The organism is Pontibacter locisalis (assembly GCF_042684605.1).
GTDB classification, from domain to species: Bacteria; Bacteroidota; Bacteroidia; order Cytophagales; family Hymenobacteraceae; genus Pontibacter; species Pontibacter locisalis.
The window spans coordinates 1-18,534 of the sequence record NZ_JBHULU010000002.1; the positions used below are offsets into that span (position 1 = coordinate 1).

The following is an 18,534-nucleotide window of genomic DNA, read 5'->3' on the forward strand; positions in this document are numbered from 1 at the left end:
GCACCGACAGCAGGAACTGGAAATAAAACAGTGGAAAAAGAAAACCTCCAACACAAACGCATTGGAGGTCTCAGTTTAAAGAGTAATTTCGTCTAAAATCCGTCAACTTATTTCAGGACGAGACATATTGACTTCTAAGTTGAAGGCATTAAAACGGCTGTCCGTGGGTCTGCCGCATCACACCCCATGTAGCAAAAGGGAGATACTTAAGAGTGCTGACAGCAATCTCTGATAATACTGTGCTGCCAAAGAGCTGCTGAACGGTTCGCCCAACAGTCATACGGTTGGCAAATTTCTTTTTCCAGGCGAGGGTGTAATTTATTTCCATTTCCTGACGGTTGCGGCCATTGCTGAAGTAGGCCAGCACATGATCTGTTGCGATTTTACCAGAGTGTATAGCCATTGCCATTCCATTGCCACAAAGCGGGGTGATCATGCCGGCCGCATCTCCGCACATCAGCATGTGGTTTTCAACTGCGGTTTTTGTAGCAAAGTTTATTTCGTTTATCACTTCAGGCTGTTCATACAGAAACTCCGCCTCTTCAAAAATCTTTCGCAGGTGCGGGTTCTTGTACAGGATTGCCTGTTCCATAGCTGGTATGCTCCTGTGCCTTTTCAGGTTCTCACGGGTTGTCAGGTAGCAGAGGCAGTAGCGATCATCTTCTATAGCTGAAGTACCGGCATAACCGTCAGCAAAGTTGTGTAAGGCAATCAGGTCCTTTGGGAAATCATGTTTGATATGGTACTTAATGCCGATGTAGGGGGAGCGTTTCTTAAAAAACTGCCGGTTTAACTGGCGGTCCAGGTTCGTGCGCTTTCCGTATGCCCCTAAGACAACTGCAGTGCGCAGGCTTTCCCCGCCAGATAACGCAACATCAAACCCATCGCCATCGAAGGTAACATCCTGCACCTGACGCTCCAGAATAAACTGTACTCCCTGTTGCTGTGCAAGCTGGTACAGATAATGGTCAAAAGTATAGCGGCTGACACCAAATCCACCTAAGTCTAATTTTGCCTCCAATGTTTTGCCTTTAGGCGAGGAAAGTAGAAAGCGGCTGATGTTAGCAGGTTTGAGGGAACTGATATCAACCCCCAGGCTTCTCAGGTAAGGTAGGACCTCATTAGAAACATACTCGCCACAAACTTTGTGAAAAGGGTAAGCTTTTTTCTCAACCAGCGTTACCTGTAAGCCAGCCTTTGCCAGGCCCAGTGCGCTTACCAGGCCAGCAAGACCACCTCCTATAATTACTACATCCTTTGCCAACGTTACTTAATAAGTGTGTTAAGTGATACTGATTTTATATTTTTCAGTAGCCACTCCCTACTTACGATAAGGCTTGTAGTTAGGGCTGCCTTTCCTGTACTCTTTCTTAAGGTTCTTCGTTTGCCTTCCGTTTCAGGGGGCTCTGCAAACGCAAACCACCTATTTACTTTTCGCCTGGCCTGATCAAACAATTATGGCGAAAGTGTCCTGGTAAGTTTTCTTTGTATGTTTAAGAATCCAACAAATGATTCTCGCTATGGTTTTCTATCTGTTTAGTAATGGCTTCTACTATTCTCTGAGTAGGTTTGGTAGAAGTGGGTGGGTTGAGAGGGCCACCAAATATAATTGCTTCTAACACCACTCGCTCCTTAAATAACCTTAAAAAGCACCAAATGTAGAGATATCTGTAGTCCCCAATATTCTACTTGATAATCTGCAAATAGTACCTATATTAGCTAAAGAATATACTATAGAGCATGGAAGAAACGGCTTATCGGAAATTTTGGTACTGTAAAAAGGAGTTTTTACAACTTCATTCAAAGTGCCAATAACCGGAACAGCTCCTTATACACTATAGTTAGCAGAAATAACTAAAATTAATTAACAATACATGAAAACACTCTTTACACTTATTTTCTTTCTTACATGTGGCCATTTCATACAGGCACAAACCATAGATGCAACAGCCGCAGTCCGCTACTTTGAACTAACCGACAGCCTTCGCCAAGGAAAGCCAGTTAGCGATGAGTTATGGAAAAGCTTTCTAAGTCTAGAAGGTAACGCTCAGTACATCCAGAACCAAGTATACAATGAGAAGTACCTGAACCGTTTCCGGAAAGACCTTGAAGTGGTGTACATGCCGCAGCACGACAGCCTCCTACTTGAGCGCCTGAAAGACCCTCGGCAGCACTATAATACTTATCTAATACACTTTTACAAAGCCAACGAACCACAGTTGCGTGAGTACCTGCAAAACATACTGGCCGATAAGGATGCATACTTGGCTTCGCTTTATGCCGAAACGTATACCATGTTGCCTAAGCGGATGCACCATACCAAACCAGAAGCTACTTTATACTTTAATGCCTTAGGTAACGACGCGCTGGCAAACAAAGGTAATGTGGTGCTCACGCTGTGGGCGACTTATATGTATGACAAAGTGAAGTATGGCATTTTAGGCGGCCACGAACTTCACCACCTAGTATGGCAAATGAAAAAATATAATGTGCAGGAGAAAGATAAAAGCCTACTCCTGATGTTGGGACTGCTGCTAAATGAAGGTGCTCCTGACCTAATTGACAAATACTATACTATGGCGGAAAGCATGCCCGAAGATATGAAGTTTGGCAGTTACATGCTACAACTTGGTGAAGCGCAGATGCCAAAAGTGGACGAAGCCATACGGTACATAGCATCAGACACCAAAACTTATACAAGCCAGGAAATTAAGCAGCAAGTTATTGGAATGAGCGGGCATATACCAGGTTTTTATATGGCTGATGTGATTGAGCGTAACGGCCTAAAGAAAAAGCTAATCACCAACATCGACAATCCTTTTCAGTTTGTTTACCTCTATAACAAAGCTGCAAAAAAAGACAAGGCAAAACCCTTCCTTTTCTCAAATGAAGCCATTGCTTACCTTAAGAAAGTAGAGTCAAGCGCAAGAGTAAAGGACTAATCCTGCCAACGGATCGGACAGGCTCCATTCTCGGCTACGCCTCGTTCGCAGCCTGTCCGATCCGTTATAGCCAATTTTAAATATTAAAATGAAATCAAACTTTTTCCTCTTAGCCTTATCAATGTTTAGTTTTAGTGCGCTTGCACAGTCGAACGAGCCAGTTCAATCAACAGAATTGGTAAGTATGACAAAGCTTGAAGTCGGACTCCACGGAATTGGGGTAGGCTATGAAGTGCCCTTTAGCCATAAGTGGTCTGTAAACCTGAGTGCTGGTTTGGGTGGTGGATACTCCATTGATAAGAACAGCTATGCCAATGGATTCAAAAGCACTTTCATCGTGAACGAACCTGTCGCTTATGTTAGGTCTGAGTTCAGGTATATCTATAACCGAAACAAAAGAAGTATTAAGTCAAAGTCTCTACTTAACAACGCAGGTAATTACATTGCCTTTCAGACCAAGTATACCACAGGTAGAGTTTTCGAAAGCGACGAGTGGAGCCAGATAAACAATCCACTTAATAGAACTCTTCTAAATGAAGTACATTGGGGTATGCAAAGGCCTCTCGGTCAGAAGTTTCTTTACAACCTTCACCTAGGTTTGGGTTATGCCGCAGACTTTGATTTTAAGAATAGCCAGTTTTATCCAGCAGTGGGTCTTCAGTTTGCCTACGTGATTTCTAAGAATCAAAGGTTATAACCCACCTACACGGTAGCTATGCCACCATATTGCCCAGTCCGTTGGCGAAAGCTCAAAAAAGCACGTGGATAAAAAGTGCAGCCTAGTTGCAATAGGCTAAATGTCTATCTTCTATAATTACCTAGGTTGGTATTATTTGCTTGTAGGAGATAGCTTTTCCTTTTGAAAGGAGAGTGAGTATTGGAGTGATTTTACTGATTGTAAAGTATTAAACTCAAGGCTACACAAATGTACCGTACTCTGAAATTAGCATTCATCAAGATAGTTTTAATGGGTTGTCTAAAAACATCGGATGCTTTGATCTGGTTTTCCTTCCTCTTTCAGGACGATGGATTTAGACACAAATCCTATTGATCTATATGGCATAGCCCCGGACGTTTACTTTGATAAAAAGGTGGATGTATTAGCCTATGCTATTGCTCATATGAAGTAGGTAGTTAAAAATATGAGTATCATAAAGTTAGATTGACAACAAAGACCGAGAAGCGCCAGCTGCCAACCGCATATACCACTAGGCTAAATCTAGAGCTTAGGCGATATTAACCGTCTTCCTTTTCGCGTAGTTTCTTTAAATTAAAGGCCGCTTCTTTTGAGGTGGCCTTTTAGCTATTTTTAAACTACCTTCCAATCTCCTCCTCATACACCGAGGAAAACCTGTAACAAATACGCACACATGTATCGCAGAGAAGTGTAACAGAAGCGGACACTGTAAAGTAATGCGAATTGTTTATCTATTGATACTCATAGTGATAGGTGTTTGGCATAAACATTTCTTATGCGTTGTAGAGCAGCAGCATTATTTTGCTCTACCAGATGATAAAAACACCTAACACACACTCTATGAAATTTCCTTTACTCTCTGTTTTGCTACTACTTATAGTATCACTTAATGTATGCTACGCGCAACAACCTACCTTAAAAGGAGAAATAAACTTCTCCGTAAAAAAAGGCACGTTCGAAGCAGACCTTGTCCTGACGGATATTCCTAAAATAGAAGACTATGAAATTCTGATAAACTCCGGGTTGAACATCAGATACTTCCGCAACATAGAGGATGATTATAGCTATAACTACAAGAGAAAATACGACAGTAAGGTATCTTATGAGAGTTTCCTCTATTCTCTTCCGGATAATACCGGTAAAGCGAAGTTTTTGCCCGAAGGGCTGAGGCTTAGCTATGTCGGCTCTTTTCCTGTAATCTCAGATACATCTAAAGCGGCAAACGCAGGAGACTGGAAAGGGAACATTGCCTTCAACGGAAAAACAATCAGAACTGACGGAAGGCAGACAGCCTGGTACCCGATCCTGTATGACGTAAAGCAGGATAAGAAGTATGACAGGGTTAAGTATGATATTAAAATCAACTGCGACGACTGTGAATCTATTTACCTGAATGGCAATGTGCCTGTCAGAGGCAAGACTGCACAATTCAAAAGCGACAAACCTACCGAACTGGCGTTATTTGCAGGGGATTACCAGTTTACACAAATAGATAATTCTTACTTCCTTAACCCGGATATTTCAGAGGAACAAATCAAGGAGTTTGGAGAGATGACCAGGGATTATAAAAAGTTCTATGAGAAGAAGACTGGGATTGCCTATAAGGATAATATTACTTACATAGCAACAACACCCATCAGCAAAAGAAATGCTTGGTTCTTTGTTTCCTATCCTACTATCGTTAGTATCGGGCATGGAGAAGATGGTTTGAAAGGGCTGTTTAGTGATGAGCGAAAGAACTTGTTTAAACCCTTCATCGCACACGAGCTCGGGCACTACTACTTTGGGTCAATCACAGAATTTAATTCTGAACTGGGTGATATGATCTCTGAAACATTTACAGAGTATATGGCCTGTAAGTTAACAGAGGCTTATTTTGATAAAGCTGTTTACCAGGAGAAGATCAATACCAAGATCAGGAACCTCAAAGAGTTTAAGGCTGTCCCTTTTGCCAAGGTTACATCAGAAGCCGACTATGGCAGCAGGGAGCGCTATGTTTACAACTATGGTCCTATTATCCTAATGGCAATAGAAAAGGAAATAGGAGAAAAGCATATGTGGAGGTGGATAAGAACGCTGTTGGAAACCAAGGCAGATTTTACAGACTACGCTTTTCTGGAAAGCACTTTGAGAAGCGTGGTTAAGGATGAAAAGAAACTAAAGTCTGTTAAAGAAAAATACTTTGAGTCTGAGAACTCATTAGAAAATGCAGTTACAGCAGTAGCAGGAAAACAAGTGTATGTTTCCAGTGTAAAACAGTAACTAGCTTAAAAATTTACTTATAAAGCTGACGGTTAGCAGTCTTTAAATTAATTTGCTGCTGTTTGTTTATTAAGCCCCTGGAAGTGTAATACTTGCAGGGGCTTAAGTTTTTGTACTTCTGAACTAATGATTAAGATCATTATTACTGATGACCATAAAATTATCAGGGAAGGACTGATGTCGCTACTTAAGCAGGAAAGTAAAATAAATGTGGTTGATGATGCTTTATTTTTGCCACTGCCATCCGGTCTAGGCTTTCATGAGTGTTAAGTAGGCATCTAAGGTTCCTCTGTTGCCTTTAGTACCTCTGCCTTAGGTTGGGAGAGAGCTTCCTGCATGTCTTTGTCTTCTATCTGAACCTGTACCTGGCATGCCTGCTTTACCAGGGCCTGGAAAAGCCGGCGCTGCGGCTCAAACTGAGGCAGATACTCGGGGTGCCACTGAATCCCAACCATAAAATCGTGCCTGGTGCTTTCAATACCCTGTACTACTTCATTCTGTTCACGGGCTACAATTCTTATGTCTTTGCCAGGTTCTTTTACAGCCTGATTATGCAAGGCGTTTACCTCAAGGTGCTGCGTGCCCAGTGCTTCAGCCAGTTTGCTGCCGGGTTCTATGAAAACCTCCTTAACCGGAAATATACTGGAGGGATTAGGCTCTTCAAGGTAAAAAGTGCTGATACTTTTATAGAGTGTGCCGCGGAAGTATACATTCATCAGTTGGGAGCCACGGCAAATCCCCAGCACAGGCAGGTTCTTTTTTGCGGCCTGGTCTATCAACTGAAATTCAAGGTGGTCCCGGTCGTGGTCAAGGCCGAAGGTAAGCTTCCGGCTAAAAAGTTTTCTGATAAAGAACAGGGCAGGGTAGTAGACCCAGCGGGTAAAACGGCCAATTCTCTGGAAGATATTTTTCCTGGGGTGGTTCAGGGTTTTGGCCAGGTATTCATCAATCACATGCTCCTGTTCGTACGTAGTGGGATCTACATCTGCACCACCACCGATTATGAGTGCCTGAAGACCATCTGCTGTACGGGGTCTAGAAGGAGTAATTCTGACTGGTTTTCCGCCGGCAATCCAGACGCCAAGTGCCGTAAAAAACCAGGCCGCACCCCCACCTTTATCGGGTCCGGTAATACCAATGGTTGGCCTGTTACGATTTATTTTATACCTCTTCATCAGCTAAGCCATTTTCCTGTTCTTTTAGCCCATTGTGCCTCGAAGCCAATCAGGGTGTTGTCTTTTAACTCAAGATACGCTTCGCTCATTTTCTTCAGTCGCAACCGGTCGTTTGCCAGTTCTTCTACCGCTACCCAGTTGTTCCATTCCTCCGCCAACGACCACTCCGGTTGTGAAATAGAACTGTTTGGCAAACGGTAATGGAAAGTTTCCCGGGCTTTCACTTTTCCTATCTCAGTGTATTGCTCCTGCATCCCTTCCTTAAGCGCAGCAAACAAAGGATACATGTCTAGGGGGCGGTTTCGATCCGGGTTGAACTTGTGGTAATCTTCAATGAGTTCTTCCATGGATGGCTGATAGCCCGGACTCAGTAAAAGCGCTGCATAGCCGGAAGGGTAGGGGTCAATAAAAGGGCTTACCCTACGTGCAAAATCAGTCTGACCCACCTGGAGCAGCCAGGGGTAGAGCAGTATCAACGCACGTAAATAACGAATGATAGTTTCCGGCTCTACATCCGGCACTTCTATGTTTATGTGTGTGCCAAAGGCATTTTTTAAGGAGGCCTTGGTACCTTCTGCATGGTGCTCATATAAAGCCTGTCGCAGCTTTTCAAAATGATCTATTTGAGTGCAGGGCACCGGGGGCGTGGCTATCTCATAAGGAAACACAATACCGGTGATCCCCTCCAAAAGCGTTTCTACTTCATCCTCCAGGGTGTTTTTACCTACCCTGATATCGGCCAGGCGAATGTTGTACTTGTCAAAGGCTTTTTTATAATTCTTTTCAGTTAGTAGGGTCAGGTCGAATTCTATGTTGAAGTCACCCAGGGCAGTGCCCACTACTTTTTTCGAAAATCGGTTTTCCGGTTGTACTTCTCCTCCATAAAGATCTTGTATGATTTTCACAGCCTCATCTATCCCAAGATTTGAGAACTCCAGTTCAAAGCCAACTGTGCGGAGTTTCCCATGCCTGTTATAGCGTACCGGAAGTGGTTTGTATTGCATAGTTTATGTTTAATACCATTAGTTAAAACGTAGAAAGCCCGAAGCCGTTTAGGTTCTAAAACGGATTATACCAAAAACTAAAAGGAATGATTGGTCTGAGACCCAAGGTAAACAGTGCTATATACTTACTTCTTATACTAATCACAGCAAACAGCTGCGTAGAGCGGGACCTGTACGAAACAGGACTTATCACGAATAAAGCAATGGTAGTTACAGCCCATCCACTTGCCTCCGCAGTGGGGGCCGAGATAATGCAACGGGGAGGCAATGCAGTGGATGCAGCGGTAGCTGTAGAATTTGCCCTGGCTGTAGTATACCCGGATGCGGGGAACATTGGCGGCGGCGGCTTCATGGTGCTGCGCATGCACGATGGCAGTACGGATGCCCTGGATTACAGAGAAAAAGCACCGGCAGCAGCTTACGCCGATATGTACCTGAACGAAGAAGGAGAAGTGATAGAAGGGTTAAGTGAGAAAGGACATTTAGCGGCAGGTGTTCCTGGTACAGTGGCAGGCATGGTGAAGGTACATGAAAGATATGGCACCATGCCCTGGGCAGAACTGGTGGCGCCAGCCATTGCGCTGGCAGCCGAAGGTTTTCCTTTAACGGAAAAGGAGGCTGAGAAATTCAACAGGTACAGGGGGGAGTTTATCAAGTACAATACCATCAGGCCCGAATTTGTACTAAAAGACAGGTGGAGGCCCGGTGATACGCTGCGGCTACCGGACCTGGCTACTACGCTGGAGCTGATCCGGGATAAAGGTAGAGCCGGGTTCTACGAAGGCCCAACAGCAGAAAACGTTGTAGCAGAAATGCAACGGGGTGGCGGCATAATTTCCCGGGAAGACCTTGAAGCCTATGAAGCAGTATGGCGGGAGCCGGTGACAGGCGACTACAAAGACTACAAGATCATTTCCATGCCGCCGCCATCCAGTGGGGGGATTGCACTTATTCAGCTATTGAACCTGACAGAAGAATACCCTGTGGCTGAGTGGGGGTGGAACACTGCAAAAACAGCGCACCTCATGATCGAGGCAGAAAAGAGGGTATATGCGGACAGAGCCATGCATCTTGGTGATCCGGGATATTATGATGTTCCGGTGGCGGGTTTGTTAGACACCGCTTACATACAAAGCAGGATGGACGATTTTTCCCTTAGCAAAGCGACAGATAGTGATGATGTTTACGCCGGTGATCCTGCTCCCAAAGAGAGTAACCAAACCACGCACTACTCTATTGTAGATCCGGCTGGAAGCGCAGTGTCTGCTACCACAACCCTAAATGCTACTTTCGGATCAAAGGTGTTTGTGGCTGGATCAGGCTTTCTGTTGAATAACGAAATGGACGACTTTAGCATGAAGCCAGGAGCTCCAAACATGTACGGGTTGATAGGTGGCGAGGCAAACGCCATAGAGCCCGGAAAGCGGATGTTAAGTTCTATGACGCCAACCATACTGGAGCAGGACGGAGAACTGTTCATGGTTGTAGGAAGTATGGGGGGATCTACGATCATTACTACTGTTTACCAGATCATACTAAATGTTATTGAGCATAACTTTCCGATGCAGGGTGCGGTTAACGCAGGCAGGTTCCACCATCAATGGAGGCCTGACTGGGTGCTGTCGGAGTGGGGGGCTTTAGGTGCAGGCACAGGCCTGCGGTTGTGGTTGAAGGGGCACGAAATAGCACCCAAAGTTTCTGGTGGCATCGGCAGAGCGGCTGCCATACTCGTTTTGCCAGATGGCAGGCTGGAAGGAGGGGCTGATCCGCGTGGCGACGACGCAGCGGCTGGTTTTTAACCTCTCGTTACTTTGCCCTTTAAGTCCCAGTGGCTCCTCAGAATTTCATTGCTTTCTGGCTTCCTGACAATCTTGCGTACATAGCGTTCTCCGGCTATATCCCCGTCTTCGCGGCGCTTGCCGATATAGAGGGTCACCGGTTCTCCCAGTTCATTGGTGATGTAGCTGATATCCTTGCCGAGGAGTTTTGTGTCATACCTTTCCTGCGGTGCACATACTTTATTGAGCAGCTTCTCGATCTTGGGACTCAGGGGCATGGGTGTTAATTGATTTATGGTTTATTTACACATAGTAGTTAAAAAGCGTTACCTCAGAATTTGCAAAGAAGCGAAGAGGTATAGAGGAAGTGCCAAAGCCTTTAGAGACGTACAGGTACGGAGCACTGGTGTTGTACCAACCATTCACATAGTCACCCGATTTATCTGGAAGTACCGGAACGTAACCGGGTAGCCGTACCTGCCCACCATGAGTGTGGCCGGCAAAAATATAACTGATGTTGAGCTTATTGCCCTCACTTCTTTCGTTGTTTAGCTTTTCTATTTGATTCTTTGCGTTTTCCTGTTGAAGGGGACTATGTACAAGCAGGAGGTGATGCTCTTCTCTTCCGACTCCCTTCACTGCATCAGTAAAGCAACTATCGCCCTCCAGAAGATCATCCAAACCTGTTACCATTACTCTTGTTCCTTTTATGTCGAAGGGCTTTGATTCGTTTACAAGAAATTCACAGTTATGTGTTTCCAGCACCTCCTTTAGTTTACCTATACTTGGGCTTGCTTTATAGTCATTGTTACCTGCTATAGCCACTTTCTTAATCTGGTGGTCAAGCATCGCAAAGAAGTTCTCTACAGGTGCCATCTCTCCGGTTGAGTCAAGGGTGTCGCCGGTGATCAGGAGCAGGTCTGGCTGCATTTTATTTAATGTATTTGCCAGCTTTTTGTGATGCGGAAGAACAAGTTCTTTAAAATGAAGGTCAGTTATCAGAACAAGCTTCAGCTTTTTTCTGCTGCCCTTATTCCCAATATCGAACTGCTTTATGTCAAAAAAATATTTCTCCAGGACCAGCGCATCCAGCAGAATTCCTGCTGCGCCTGCAACAGCCAGGCCCGTACCAATCCATAATATGTTTTTTCGTTTCATTTAGTTTGGGTGCTTATGAAAAGGTATATACTACGCTCTTTGATGGCATGTTTCTGATGAAGCACTTTCTGTGCAAACCAAGCTAAGTAAAAGGATTAGGAAGTGCATGAGCTCTATTAATTTCGAAGGGTTGTAAGTGTATACACTGATGGTTGCGTAAAGACTGTATTCTTATGAATTACATGGTATATCTGCGTGTGATGCTGGATGGCGCAACCTGTTTGGCGTATACTAGTGTAGCCAGGCTACTGCAACCAACACTGTTTAAACTTTTGCGTTTTCCTGGTTTTTAAAAGATCAGGAGTGACCATTCCTTTTCGGGTGCTAAGGCTGTGGTCCTCCTGTTTCTTTTTGCTCACCTAACAACGTTGTCTCAAAAATCGGATCCTTAGCATTATTGAAATTCATGGCAACAACAATAAGATAGCTTCAAATTCATGGAGCTGAAGAGAGATCCTATAGCGATTTTATTTCCTTCAACTATGGAGAAGTACAGGAGAGGTAGCAGAAATAGTGGTCCAGTAGGAGACAAGTGCACCCTCTGCCAGATAGGAGGCTTTTCCTTTGAGTGTAACAAATCCCAGTACCTGTAGTAGCAACATTGTCAGGGCTGAGGCGGCCAGTAATGCACCGTAGCCTTTTAAAGTATCTGTCACACCTCTTTTCCAGGCAACATTGTCTGTTATGATTCCCAAGGGGATGCGCACTATCGGCTCAAAGCCTGGGGCAACAACCATGGCTCCAACTACCAGGTGCAATGCGTTCGTACTAATACCTACTGCGGCAATGATGCCAGCCATAACCATAATCTGAAATTTACAATTGGTAAGACGAGAATTAATAGCGGGAGTTGTTGTAAAAATACAACTCAGGTACTGTGCGTTAGTAGGGGCTGACAAGTGGTGTTACCTCAGTACCATTAGCTGGATCTCATACTATTCAGCTACCATGCCAATGGTGAAATAGGTGCACAAAAAGTGTGGCCTCTGGTCAGGAAAGATCGCTGGTCAGAGGCCACGCCTTCTTTGATTTTTTCTAAAAAGTCACGACCTGTTATTGTTACGGCGTTTACTGCCAAGGTAAGCAATGGCAGCGGCACTGGCCGCTGCTACTACTGCACCTGTAACAACGGGGTGCATAGTGGCACGTGTGTAAAGACTTTTCTTTCTCACATAGCCTTTATGATTGCCATGCACGTGGCCATCCTCGCCAGGTTCATGTAGTGAACCTTCATGATGACGTGCTGCTGTATCGCGCACCTGCATACCGGTCATAAATTTTTTGTTTACCCAGTCTACAAGCCCCGGAGCAAACTTGTTGAGGCTGCTCATCATTTTTGAAGCACCCCCAACATAGATTTCACGCTCCGGATGAGTAGCGGCATGTAAAATGGCATTGGCCACTTCCTCTGGCTCATAAACCGGAGGAGGAAGTGTAAGCTCATGCTCAGTATAGTTTTTGGCGTGGTCAGGATATGGGGTGTTTATACCCGCTGGTTTTATGAGTGTCACTGATACAGGGGCTTCATCTTCCATTAACTCCATTCGTAAAGAGTCCGTGAATCCCTTCACAGCATGCTTGCTGGCAGAATACATCCCTTGCAGCGGAATAGCTACATCAGACAGTTCACTGCCCAGATTAATGATGGCACCGCCATGTTTACGAAGATAGTCTGCGGCTATCAGGGAGCCGGATACTACGCCCCAAAAGTTTGTGTCGAAAAGGCGACGGTTGTCTTCTTCGCTAATATCAGCCAGTTTGCCATACATAGAGATTCCTGCGTCATTGATCCAGGTATCGAAGTGCCCGAAGCGGTCGATCGTGGTCTTTGCGATGCGCTGTACATCCTCTCGATTGCCCACATCAGCTACCACATGTATTACTTCTGCTCCTTCCTGCTTTAGCTCCTGCTCAATTTGAGTAAGTGCTTCACCATTACGTGAAGCCAATACCAGCTTAGCGCCTTCTTTAGCGGCGGCACGTGCTGTTGCCAGTCCAATACCACTGGAGGCACCAGTGATAACAATTACCTGCTCGTGAAGAGGTTTAAGTGAAATTGCCATAGAAATTAAGTTTGTTTTGAAATGCTCAATAGTTATATGTATTAAGCACATACGAAAACTTTTTTGCTACCAGCTATTTTGCTTCTGATAATCCGTAAACAGGTGGCATGGGCTAGGGTGTGGCTGTGGTTAAGTGGCGCAGTGTAAAAAGGGAGCGCCTGGTAGATAGTTCCAGGCGCTTGAAGTAGCTATCATTGGCTCTTGGTCCAGGTAGGCAGGTGACTTGATTTTTTTCCCAGTTTTGCCACTAACCATTGCACTGCAATAATGGTTTTTGCATCACGGTATCGTTGGCCCACGAGTTCATCTTCTGTAAGGGCTTTGATTTCTATCTTTTCATGCTCTTTATCTTTGCCGCCACCTTCCGCTTTTTTTCGACTTACTTCGGCATAAAATAAATACACTACCTCCGTGCAGGCTCCTGGCGAGGTATAGAAATCCCACACATGTTCCAGGTTATCTACTGCATAACCGATCTCTTCCTCGATCTCTTTACGAATAGTTTTCTCCGGATTATTTTCCTCCAGCACACCACCTACTATTTCTAACAGGTCTTGTTCGGCACTGTAACGGAACTGCTTTACAAATAAGTAGTGCTGTTTGGCGGTATCATATACCAGGGCTGCTGCAGCTCCGCCACTGTCAAACTGTTCCCGCTCAATAGTCTCTCCTTTGTCCTCTAAGAGAACTTTCCTGAAAGTATAAAAGCCGTCGTATATAATTTCCTTCCCTTTTATTTTCATAGGTGAGTGTTGACTTCCTTCTGCTGAGCCCTGACCTTAATAGCCGATTGGTTGCTGCAGGAGTAGACCGTGAGTTTAGAGGTTGGGAAAAGACAATTGATTATGCTCCGGTGTGGGTTGAGCTGGATATTTAGAGCTGATTTTTATTCACTTACCTTCTCGCCCAGCATTTTATCGAGCATTGTTCGTGCGTTAATAAAGCTTTTAAGGCTGACGTAATCATGAGTTCTGTACTCGATTCGTTCAATCTCCTGGAAGAATGCCGCAAGAGATTCGCACAAATCTTTCCCTAAGGGTACTATCCGTTCAATAGGGCTGTGTGCGGCTTTTATCCGGAGACGATTGCTATGGACTGTAACCCAGAACAGGTCTATCTTACCTTCTTTTACGAACTTTTCGAAATCATCCAGTGCCTGTGTTACATTTTCTGCCATTTGCTTTCTCCTTATTCTTCAGGCTTGATTGTATCCATAAAGGTAACATAAGCTTTTTTATAACCAAAATGTTATAAATACTCAATTTTATATGTATTTATACTGTATTACAGGCATTCATCCTCAAGTTGTATAGCTTACAGGCTATCGGGCACGTCGGAGCCATTGTCTGCGTGAAATTTGGGCATTTCTCTCAGTAAATAAATGAGGCTTCTGTTAGTGCTGATAATTTCAAATTATTGGAGTTTGTTGCAAAATAGTTCTTCAAGGTTGTATAGAAGCTGTAGGGGGAAGGAGCGAGAACAACAAGCACGACTCCAAGAGTGAAGAAATATCACTGCTTAAAGTCGTGCCTATTACCTAAGATATCTGGAAATATTTTATGGTCTTGATACTTCCAGCTATTCTCTATTTTTCTACGACTACTATTTCAACGCGGCGGTTCTGCTGCCTTCCGCGAGCCGTCTCATTGGTTGCCTCAAACAGGTGCTCGCCTACCGGTACTAGCTTCATTCGGGCCGTATCCAACCCACTGTTCTTACGTAACCAGTCTTCCACAGACCTGGCCCGCTCAAGTGCCAGTTGCTTGTTGTAAGACTCACTTGCCAGAGAGTCTGTAAAACCATACACCCTGATCAAGCCCTGTGAGTTTCTTTCCTTTATTGCCTTAGAAATTTCCTGTAGCTTCTGCTCACCGCTTGGTCGAATTTTAGCTTTATCAAGATCAAACATTACATCTTCTCCCACAGAATAAATACGATATCCTTCAACTCCCCGAACCTCTATGTCGGCAGCTTGTAAAGATGGTTCTCTTAGCACTGGCGCATCGAAATTTACTTCCTTAAATTCCATCTCGTCAGCTTCAAGAGCATTACCAATTGCGTCTTCACGGTACATTACAGCTGTGTCTTCTGAAGCGATCGCACTTAATTCTGCTGCACTGTCTATTTTTTCTTCTTTTACTTCATTGCAGCTCATCAGCATACCGACGGCAGCGAATACTGTTAATGTGAGATTTGATTTCATTTTTACGGGTCTTTAGTTTACCTAACAGTACGTGCCCACGAAATCATCGTTACCTTTCTAAAGTGGCAGAAGCTATCAATGTAGCTGACCTTCTAATTGTTTAACTGTAAAATGACACCATGCTGATTTTTTGCTGTCCGGTGCGGGAAGTTGAATTCCTCTTTCGTCATATCTCTGAGGTCCGGGTTTTCACCTTTAGAGCCTTTGCCACTCTTATCTTGATGGTACTGCTTCTCGCGCTACCTTTAACACCGAACCCCTTCACGTGGTACTCCACTTTGTCTGCTTTAACTTCCTCATCGGTAGGTATTGCCTTCTTTTTATCATCACGCTCAGTAGGAAGCCCTTGTGGCAGCACCTGGCGCTCTTTCAGGACAGACCATAGGTGGACCTATAATCCGCTTTAACTCTGATCAGAGGCAGACTTTCTGTGCTGAATAACCCGGAAGTTCTCCACCAGTTTTACCGCCCCAGGAATGTCCTCAGAAAAAAGCGCAATAAATGATCCTTCAGGAGCATACTCAAGTGCATGTGCCAGGGCTTTTATTTCCTGGTTTATTTCTTTCGGTTCCAGTTCTGGTTTTACAGAGAAAATACCTTCTTTGATCAGTTTGTTAAGTTCCTTGCCGCTACGCCCACGTAGGTCTTTGTCCTGCCTTATTATAATATCATCAAACACTTCAGCCGCAATCCTGCCAATTTGCTTGGTATCCTCATCCCGTCGGTCGCCAATGCCTGCTATTATGCCAATTTTGTAAGAGGCTTCTGTATTGTTGATAAAATCACTGATTGCCTCCATACTGGCAATGTTATGTGCATAGTCAACCAGCACGTCATACTGCGGCAGCTTAAACAGGTTCATTCGGCCTGGCGTGGTTTCCGGAGATGGTATAAATGTGCGGAGAGCGGTTTTAATCTCGTTTATTTCCATATGGGAAACATACCCTGCCAGCGTTGCAGCCAACACGTTGTAAATATTGAATTTTGCCTTACCTCCAAAAGTCAGAGGGATGTCTGCCACACGGTCTACCCGTATTTTATAAGTGTTCTTAAAAATTGAAACGAAGCCATCCTCAAACACAGCTGCCAGTCCACCTTTTGAGATATGTTCTGTTATGCGGGGGTTGTCTTCGTTCAGGCTAAAGAAGGCTACTTTACAATGCAAGCCGGCAGCCATATCAAATACCAGGTCATCATCTGCATTCAGAATGGCAAAGCCTTCGGAACAAACAGTTTTGGGAATAATGGCCTTAACCCTGGCCATGTCTTCTACCGAATGGATATCCCCCAGCCCGAGGTGGTCTTCCGAAACATTCATCACTACCCCGATATCACATTGCGTAAAGGCAAGGCCGGAGCGAAGCATGCCTCCCCGCGCGCATTCCAGAACGGCAAAATCCACGGTAGGGTCTTTTAATACAAACTCACTGCTAAAGGAGCCGGTGGTATCGCCTTTGATGATTTTTTTGTCCTGAATATAGATGCCGTCGGTTGTGGTGTAACCTACTTTTTTCCCTGTGAACCTTAAAAGGTGAGCAATAAGCCGGGTAGTGGTGGTTTTACCGTTTGTACCCGTTATGGCTGCGATCGGTATTCTGGAAGGGCAGTTGTGCGGGAACAACATACTTATAATCGGGTCGGCTACATTACGTGGAAGTCCCTCGGTAGGGGAGATGTGCATCCTTAGCCCTGGTGCAGCATTTACTTCAATCACTGCGCCCCTTGTCTCCGGAAGTGGAATAGCTATGTCTGAGGTCATTACATCTATGCCGCAGATATCCAGCCCGATTATTCCTGCCACGCGCTCCGCCATTAACACATTATAAGGATGTACAAGGTCAGTAACATCTGTGGCAGTACCACCAGTGCTTAGGTTAGCAGTGCGCTTCAGGTAAAGTGTCTCTCCGGCCGGGAGAATTGACTGTAGCGTGAGTTCTTTCTCACGCAGAATAGCCCTGGTAATCTTATCAACTTTAATGTGTGTAAGCGCCTTTTCGTGACCGATACCGCGTCTGGGGTCCTTGTTCACCTGGTTAATGAGTTGCCGTATAGTAGAGTTGCCATCTCCTACAACAAGAGCAGGCGTACGTTTGGCAGCGGCTGTGAATTTGCCATCTATCACCAGTATTCTATAGTCAAAACCTTCGATAAGCTGCTCTACCATCACTTCCGGGGAGTACCGGTGGGCCTCGGCCAGACCCTTTAAGGCATCCTTCCAGTTCTGGATGTTTATACTTGCGCCTTTTCCCTGATTTCCGAAAAGTGGCTTTGTCACAATGGGGTAATCCAGCGCCTCAATAGCCTCCTCCAATTCACGGGAGTTGTGAATAATCTTACCCCTTGGTACTGGTACCCCTGCCTCTTCCAGGATGAGCTTTGTTTTATTTTTATCTCCGGCGTTCTCGACAGCAAAGAAGGAGGTGCTACTGCTCATAGCGGCTTGAATATGCTTTTGGTAAATGCCATAACCCAACTGAATAACCTCAGCCTGCCGGTTCTGAATGTAAGGGATGTTCCGGTTCATGGCCTCCCATACAATGGCTTCAGTACTTGGCCCAAAATACTCATCTTCCCGTATCTGGTGCAGCCTGGCCACATCCTGCACTATGTTCACCTTTTCTCCTCTGCCAAGAGCTTCTGTTATGCGTACTGCCGCGTGTGCGGCATACTCTCCTGCACGTTCCTGTTGGTAAGAGAAGATAACGAAGTCAATACCTTCCTGATCAGAAGCATAACACCTTCCGTACCCGCTTTCCATACCCCCCATTGTCTGTAGTTCAAGAGCTATGTGTTGTACTACTTTGCTGAATGTGGTGCCCAGTTTCACGAGCCTAAGGAAGCCTCCTTCCAGACCTTCAGAAGAACGATGATTCTGAAGACCGGGCATTAACTTCTGAAGTCGTTGCGTAAGGTTTTCCACCTCGTTTGTCTGCACATCATACAAATCCAGCTGATCCAGCTTCAGTACAATTACCTTAGGGTGCTTAATGGACCAGTAGTTTGGCCCGCGCATGATCTTAAGTTCTTTTATTTTCATGCTTTTATCCTAATCCCTGCTCTGTAAAATGATACTGGCAGGTTTATTTGTAGAAAATTTATAGAGTGGTGCTTCTATGAGCTATACGATTTACCAGGAATAGTGTCTGCTGCATTGTTCAGATAAGAGCACTAAATACCGTACATGCACCCGAAAGGACGGCAAAGGGAAATTGTAATGAAGGTGATTCTTTCGGGTTTGTTTAACGAGGTGCC

Annotated in this window: 18 protein-coding genes; 6 read left to right on the forward strand and 12 right to left on the reverse strand. The window is 44.9% G+C overall.

Translation table 11 applies throughout. The features are described from left to right. Nucleotides 1–148: 148 nt before the first annotated feature. Nucleotides 149–1,264 (reverse strand): NAD(P)/FAD-dependent oxidoreductase, encoded by a 1,116-nt coding sequence (locus tag ACFSRY_RS01050; protein ID WP_377502519.1) that lies wholly within the window; start codon nt 1,262–1,264, stop codon nt 149–151. Nucleotides 1,265–1,874: 610 nt separating this feature from the next. Between ACFSRY_RS01050 and ACFSRY_RS01055 the strand changes: the two genes are divergently transcribed. The 4 genes from ACFSRY_RS01055 to ACFSRY_RS01070 all read left to right on the forward strand — a co-directional run bounded on the left by ACFSRY_RS01055 (nt 1,875) and on the right by ACFSRY_RS01070 (nt 6,171). Next, nucleotides 1,875–2,942 (forward strand): DUF5700 domain-containing putative Zn-dependent protease, encoded by a 1,068-nt coding sequence (locus ACFSRY_RS01055; RefSeq protein ID WP_377502521.1) that lies wholly within the window; start codon nt 1,875–1,877, stop codon nt 2,940–2,942. Nucleotides 2,943–3,030: 88 nt separating this feature from the next. Further along, a complete protein-coding gene (locus ACFSRY_RS01060) occupies nt 3,031–3,639 on the forward strand; it encodes a hypothetical protein (protein ID WP_377502523.1) in 609 nt (202 codons plus the stop codon). An 840-nt stretch (nt 3,640–4,479) separates the two neighbouring features. Further along, on the forward strand, nt 4,480–5,901 hold the full coding sequence (locus ACFSRY_RS01065) for a hypothetical protein (RefSeq protein WP_377502525.1): 1,422 nt from the start codon (nt 4,480–4,482) through the stop codon (nt 5,899–5,901). Nucleotides 5,902–6,027: 126 nt separating this feature from the next. Beyond that, the gene (locus ACFSRY_RS01070) at nt 6,028–6,171 is read left to right on the forward strand and encodes a hypothetical protein (protein ID WP_377502527.1); all 144 of its coding nucleotides are present in this window, start codon (nt 6,028–6,030) and stop codon (nt 6,169–6,171) included. A gap of 8 nt (nt 6,172–6,179) precedes the next feature. Here ACFSRY_RS01070 and ACFSRY_RS01075 read toward each other — a convergent pair whose 3' ends face one another. Together ACFSRY_RS01075 and ACFSRY_RS01080 are read right to left on the reverse strand one after the other, a co-directional pair. Next, complete coding sequence (locus tag ACFSRY_RS01075; protein WP_377502529.1) at nt 6,180–7,076, reverse strand: gamma-glutamyl-gamma-aminobutyrate hydrolase family protein; 897 nt, start codon at nt 7,074–7,076, stop codon at nt 6,180–6,182. Continuing rightward, nucleotides 7,076–8,080 (reverse strand): amidoligase family protein, encoded by a 1,005-nt coding sequence (locus ACFSRY_RS01080; RefSeq protein ID WP_377502531.1) that lies wholly within the window; start codon nt 8,078–8,080, stop codon nt 7,076–7,078. The genes ACFSRY_RS01075 and ACFSRY_RS01080 overlap by 1 nt, the downstream gene beginning before the upstream one ends. An 86-nt stretch (nt 8,081–8,166) precedes the next feature. On the opposite strand from ACFSRY_RS01080, the gene ggt reads away from it, so the two are divergent. Beyond that, a complete protein-coding gene (ggt, locus tag ACFSRY_RS01085) occupies nt 8,167–9,879 on the forward strand; it encodes a gamma-glutamyltransferase (RefSeq protein ID WP_377502533.1) in 1,713 nt (570 codons plus the stop codon). On the opposite strand, the gene ACFSRY_RS01090 is transcribed toward ggt, so the two are convergent. From ACFSRY_RS01090 to ACFSRY_RS01110, 5 genes are all read right to left on the reverse strand, one after another. Further along, complete coding sequence (locus ACFSRY_RS01090; protein WP_377502536.1) at nt 9,876–10,136, reverse strand: hypothetical protein; 261 nt, start codon at nt 10,134–10,136, stop codon at nt 9,876–9,878. The genes ggt and ACFSRY_RS01090 overlap by 4 nt on opposite strands. Nucleotides 10,137–10,161: 25 nt before the next feature. Next, nucleotides 10,162–11,016 carry a metallophosphoesterase gene (locus ACFSRY_RS01095; RefSeq protein WP_377502538.1) on the reverse strand — a complete coding sequence of 285 codons (855 nt, stop codon included), beginning with the start codon at nt 11,014–11,016 and terminating at the stop codon, nt 10,162–10,164. A 476-nt stretch (nt 11,017–11,492) separates the two neighbouring features. After that, a complete protein-coding gene (locus tag ACFSRY_RS01100) occupies nt 11,493–11,816 on the reverse strand; it encodes a hypothetical protein (protein ID WP_377502540.1) in 324 nt (107 codons plus the stop codon). A 243-nt stretch (nt 11,817–12,059) separates the two neighbouring features. Next, entirely contained in the window at nt 12,060–13,079 is a 1,020-nt protein-coding gene (locus ACFSRY_RS01105; protein ID WP_377502542.1) for an SDR family oxidoreductase, read from the reverse strand. 191 nt (nt 13,080–13,270) lie between these two features. Beyond that, complete coding sequence (locus ACFSRY_RS01110) at nt 13,271–13,822, reverse strand: NUDIX domain-containing protein (protein WP_377502544.1); 552 nt, start codon at nt 13,820–13,822, stop codon at nt 13,271–13,273. Nucleotides 13,823–13,824: 2 nt separating this feature from the next. Here ACFSRY_RS01110 and ACFSRY_RS01115 point away from each other — a divergent pair, with 2 nt between their 5' ends. Further along, on the forward strand, nt 13,825–13,956 hold the full coding sequence (locus ACFSRY_RS01115) for a hypothetical protein (protein WP_377502546.1): 132 nt from the start codon (nt 13,825–13,827) through the stop codon (nt 13,954–13,956). A gap of 9 nt (nt 13,957–13,965) precedes the next feature. Here ACFSRY_RS01115 and ACFSRY_RS01120 read toward each other — a convergent pair whose 3' ends face one another. From ACFSRY_RS01120 to cphA, 4 genes are all read right to left on the reverse strand, one after another. After that, nucleotides 13,966–14,256 carry a hypothetical protein gene (locus ACFSRY_RS01120; RefSeq protein WP_377502548.1) on the reverse strand — a complete coding sequence of 97 codons (291 nt, stop codon included), beginning with the start codon at nt 14,254–14,256 and terminating at the stop codon, nt 13,966–13,968. Between the two features lie 408 nt (nt 14,257–14,664). Beyond that, nucleotides 14,665–15,282: an OmpA family protein gene (locus ACFSRY_RS01125; protein ID WP_377502550.1), complete on the reverse strand. Its 618-nt coding sequence runs from the start codon at nt 15,280–15,282 to the stop codon at nt 14,665–14,667. Nucleotides 15,283–15,448: 166 nt separating this feature from the next. After that, nucleotides 15,449–15,640 (reverse strand): hypothetical protein, encoded by a 192-nt coding sequence (locus tag ACFSRY_RS01130; protein WP_377502552.1) that lies wholly within the window; start codon nt 15,638–15,640, stop codon nt 15,449–15,451. A 45-nt stretch (nt 15,641–15,685) separates the two neighbouring features. After that, a complete protein-coding gene (gene cphA, locus ACFSRY_RS01135; RefSeq protein WP_377502554.1) occupies nt 15,686–18,319 on the reverse strand; it encodes a cyanophycin synthetase in 2,634 nt (877 codons plus the stop codon). Nucleotides 18,320–18,534: the final 215 nt, after the last annotated feature.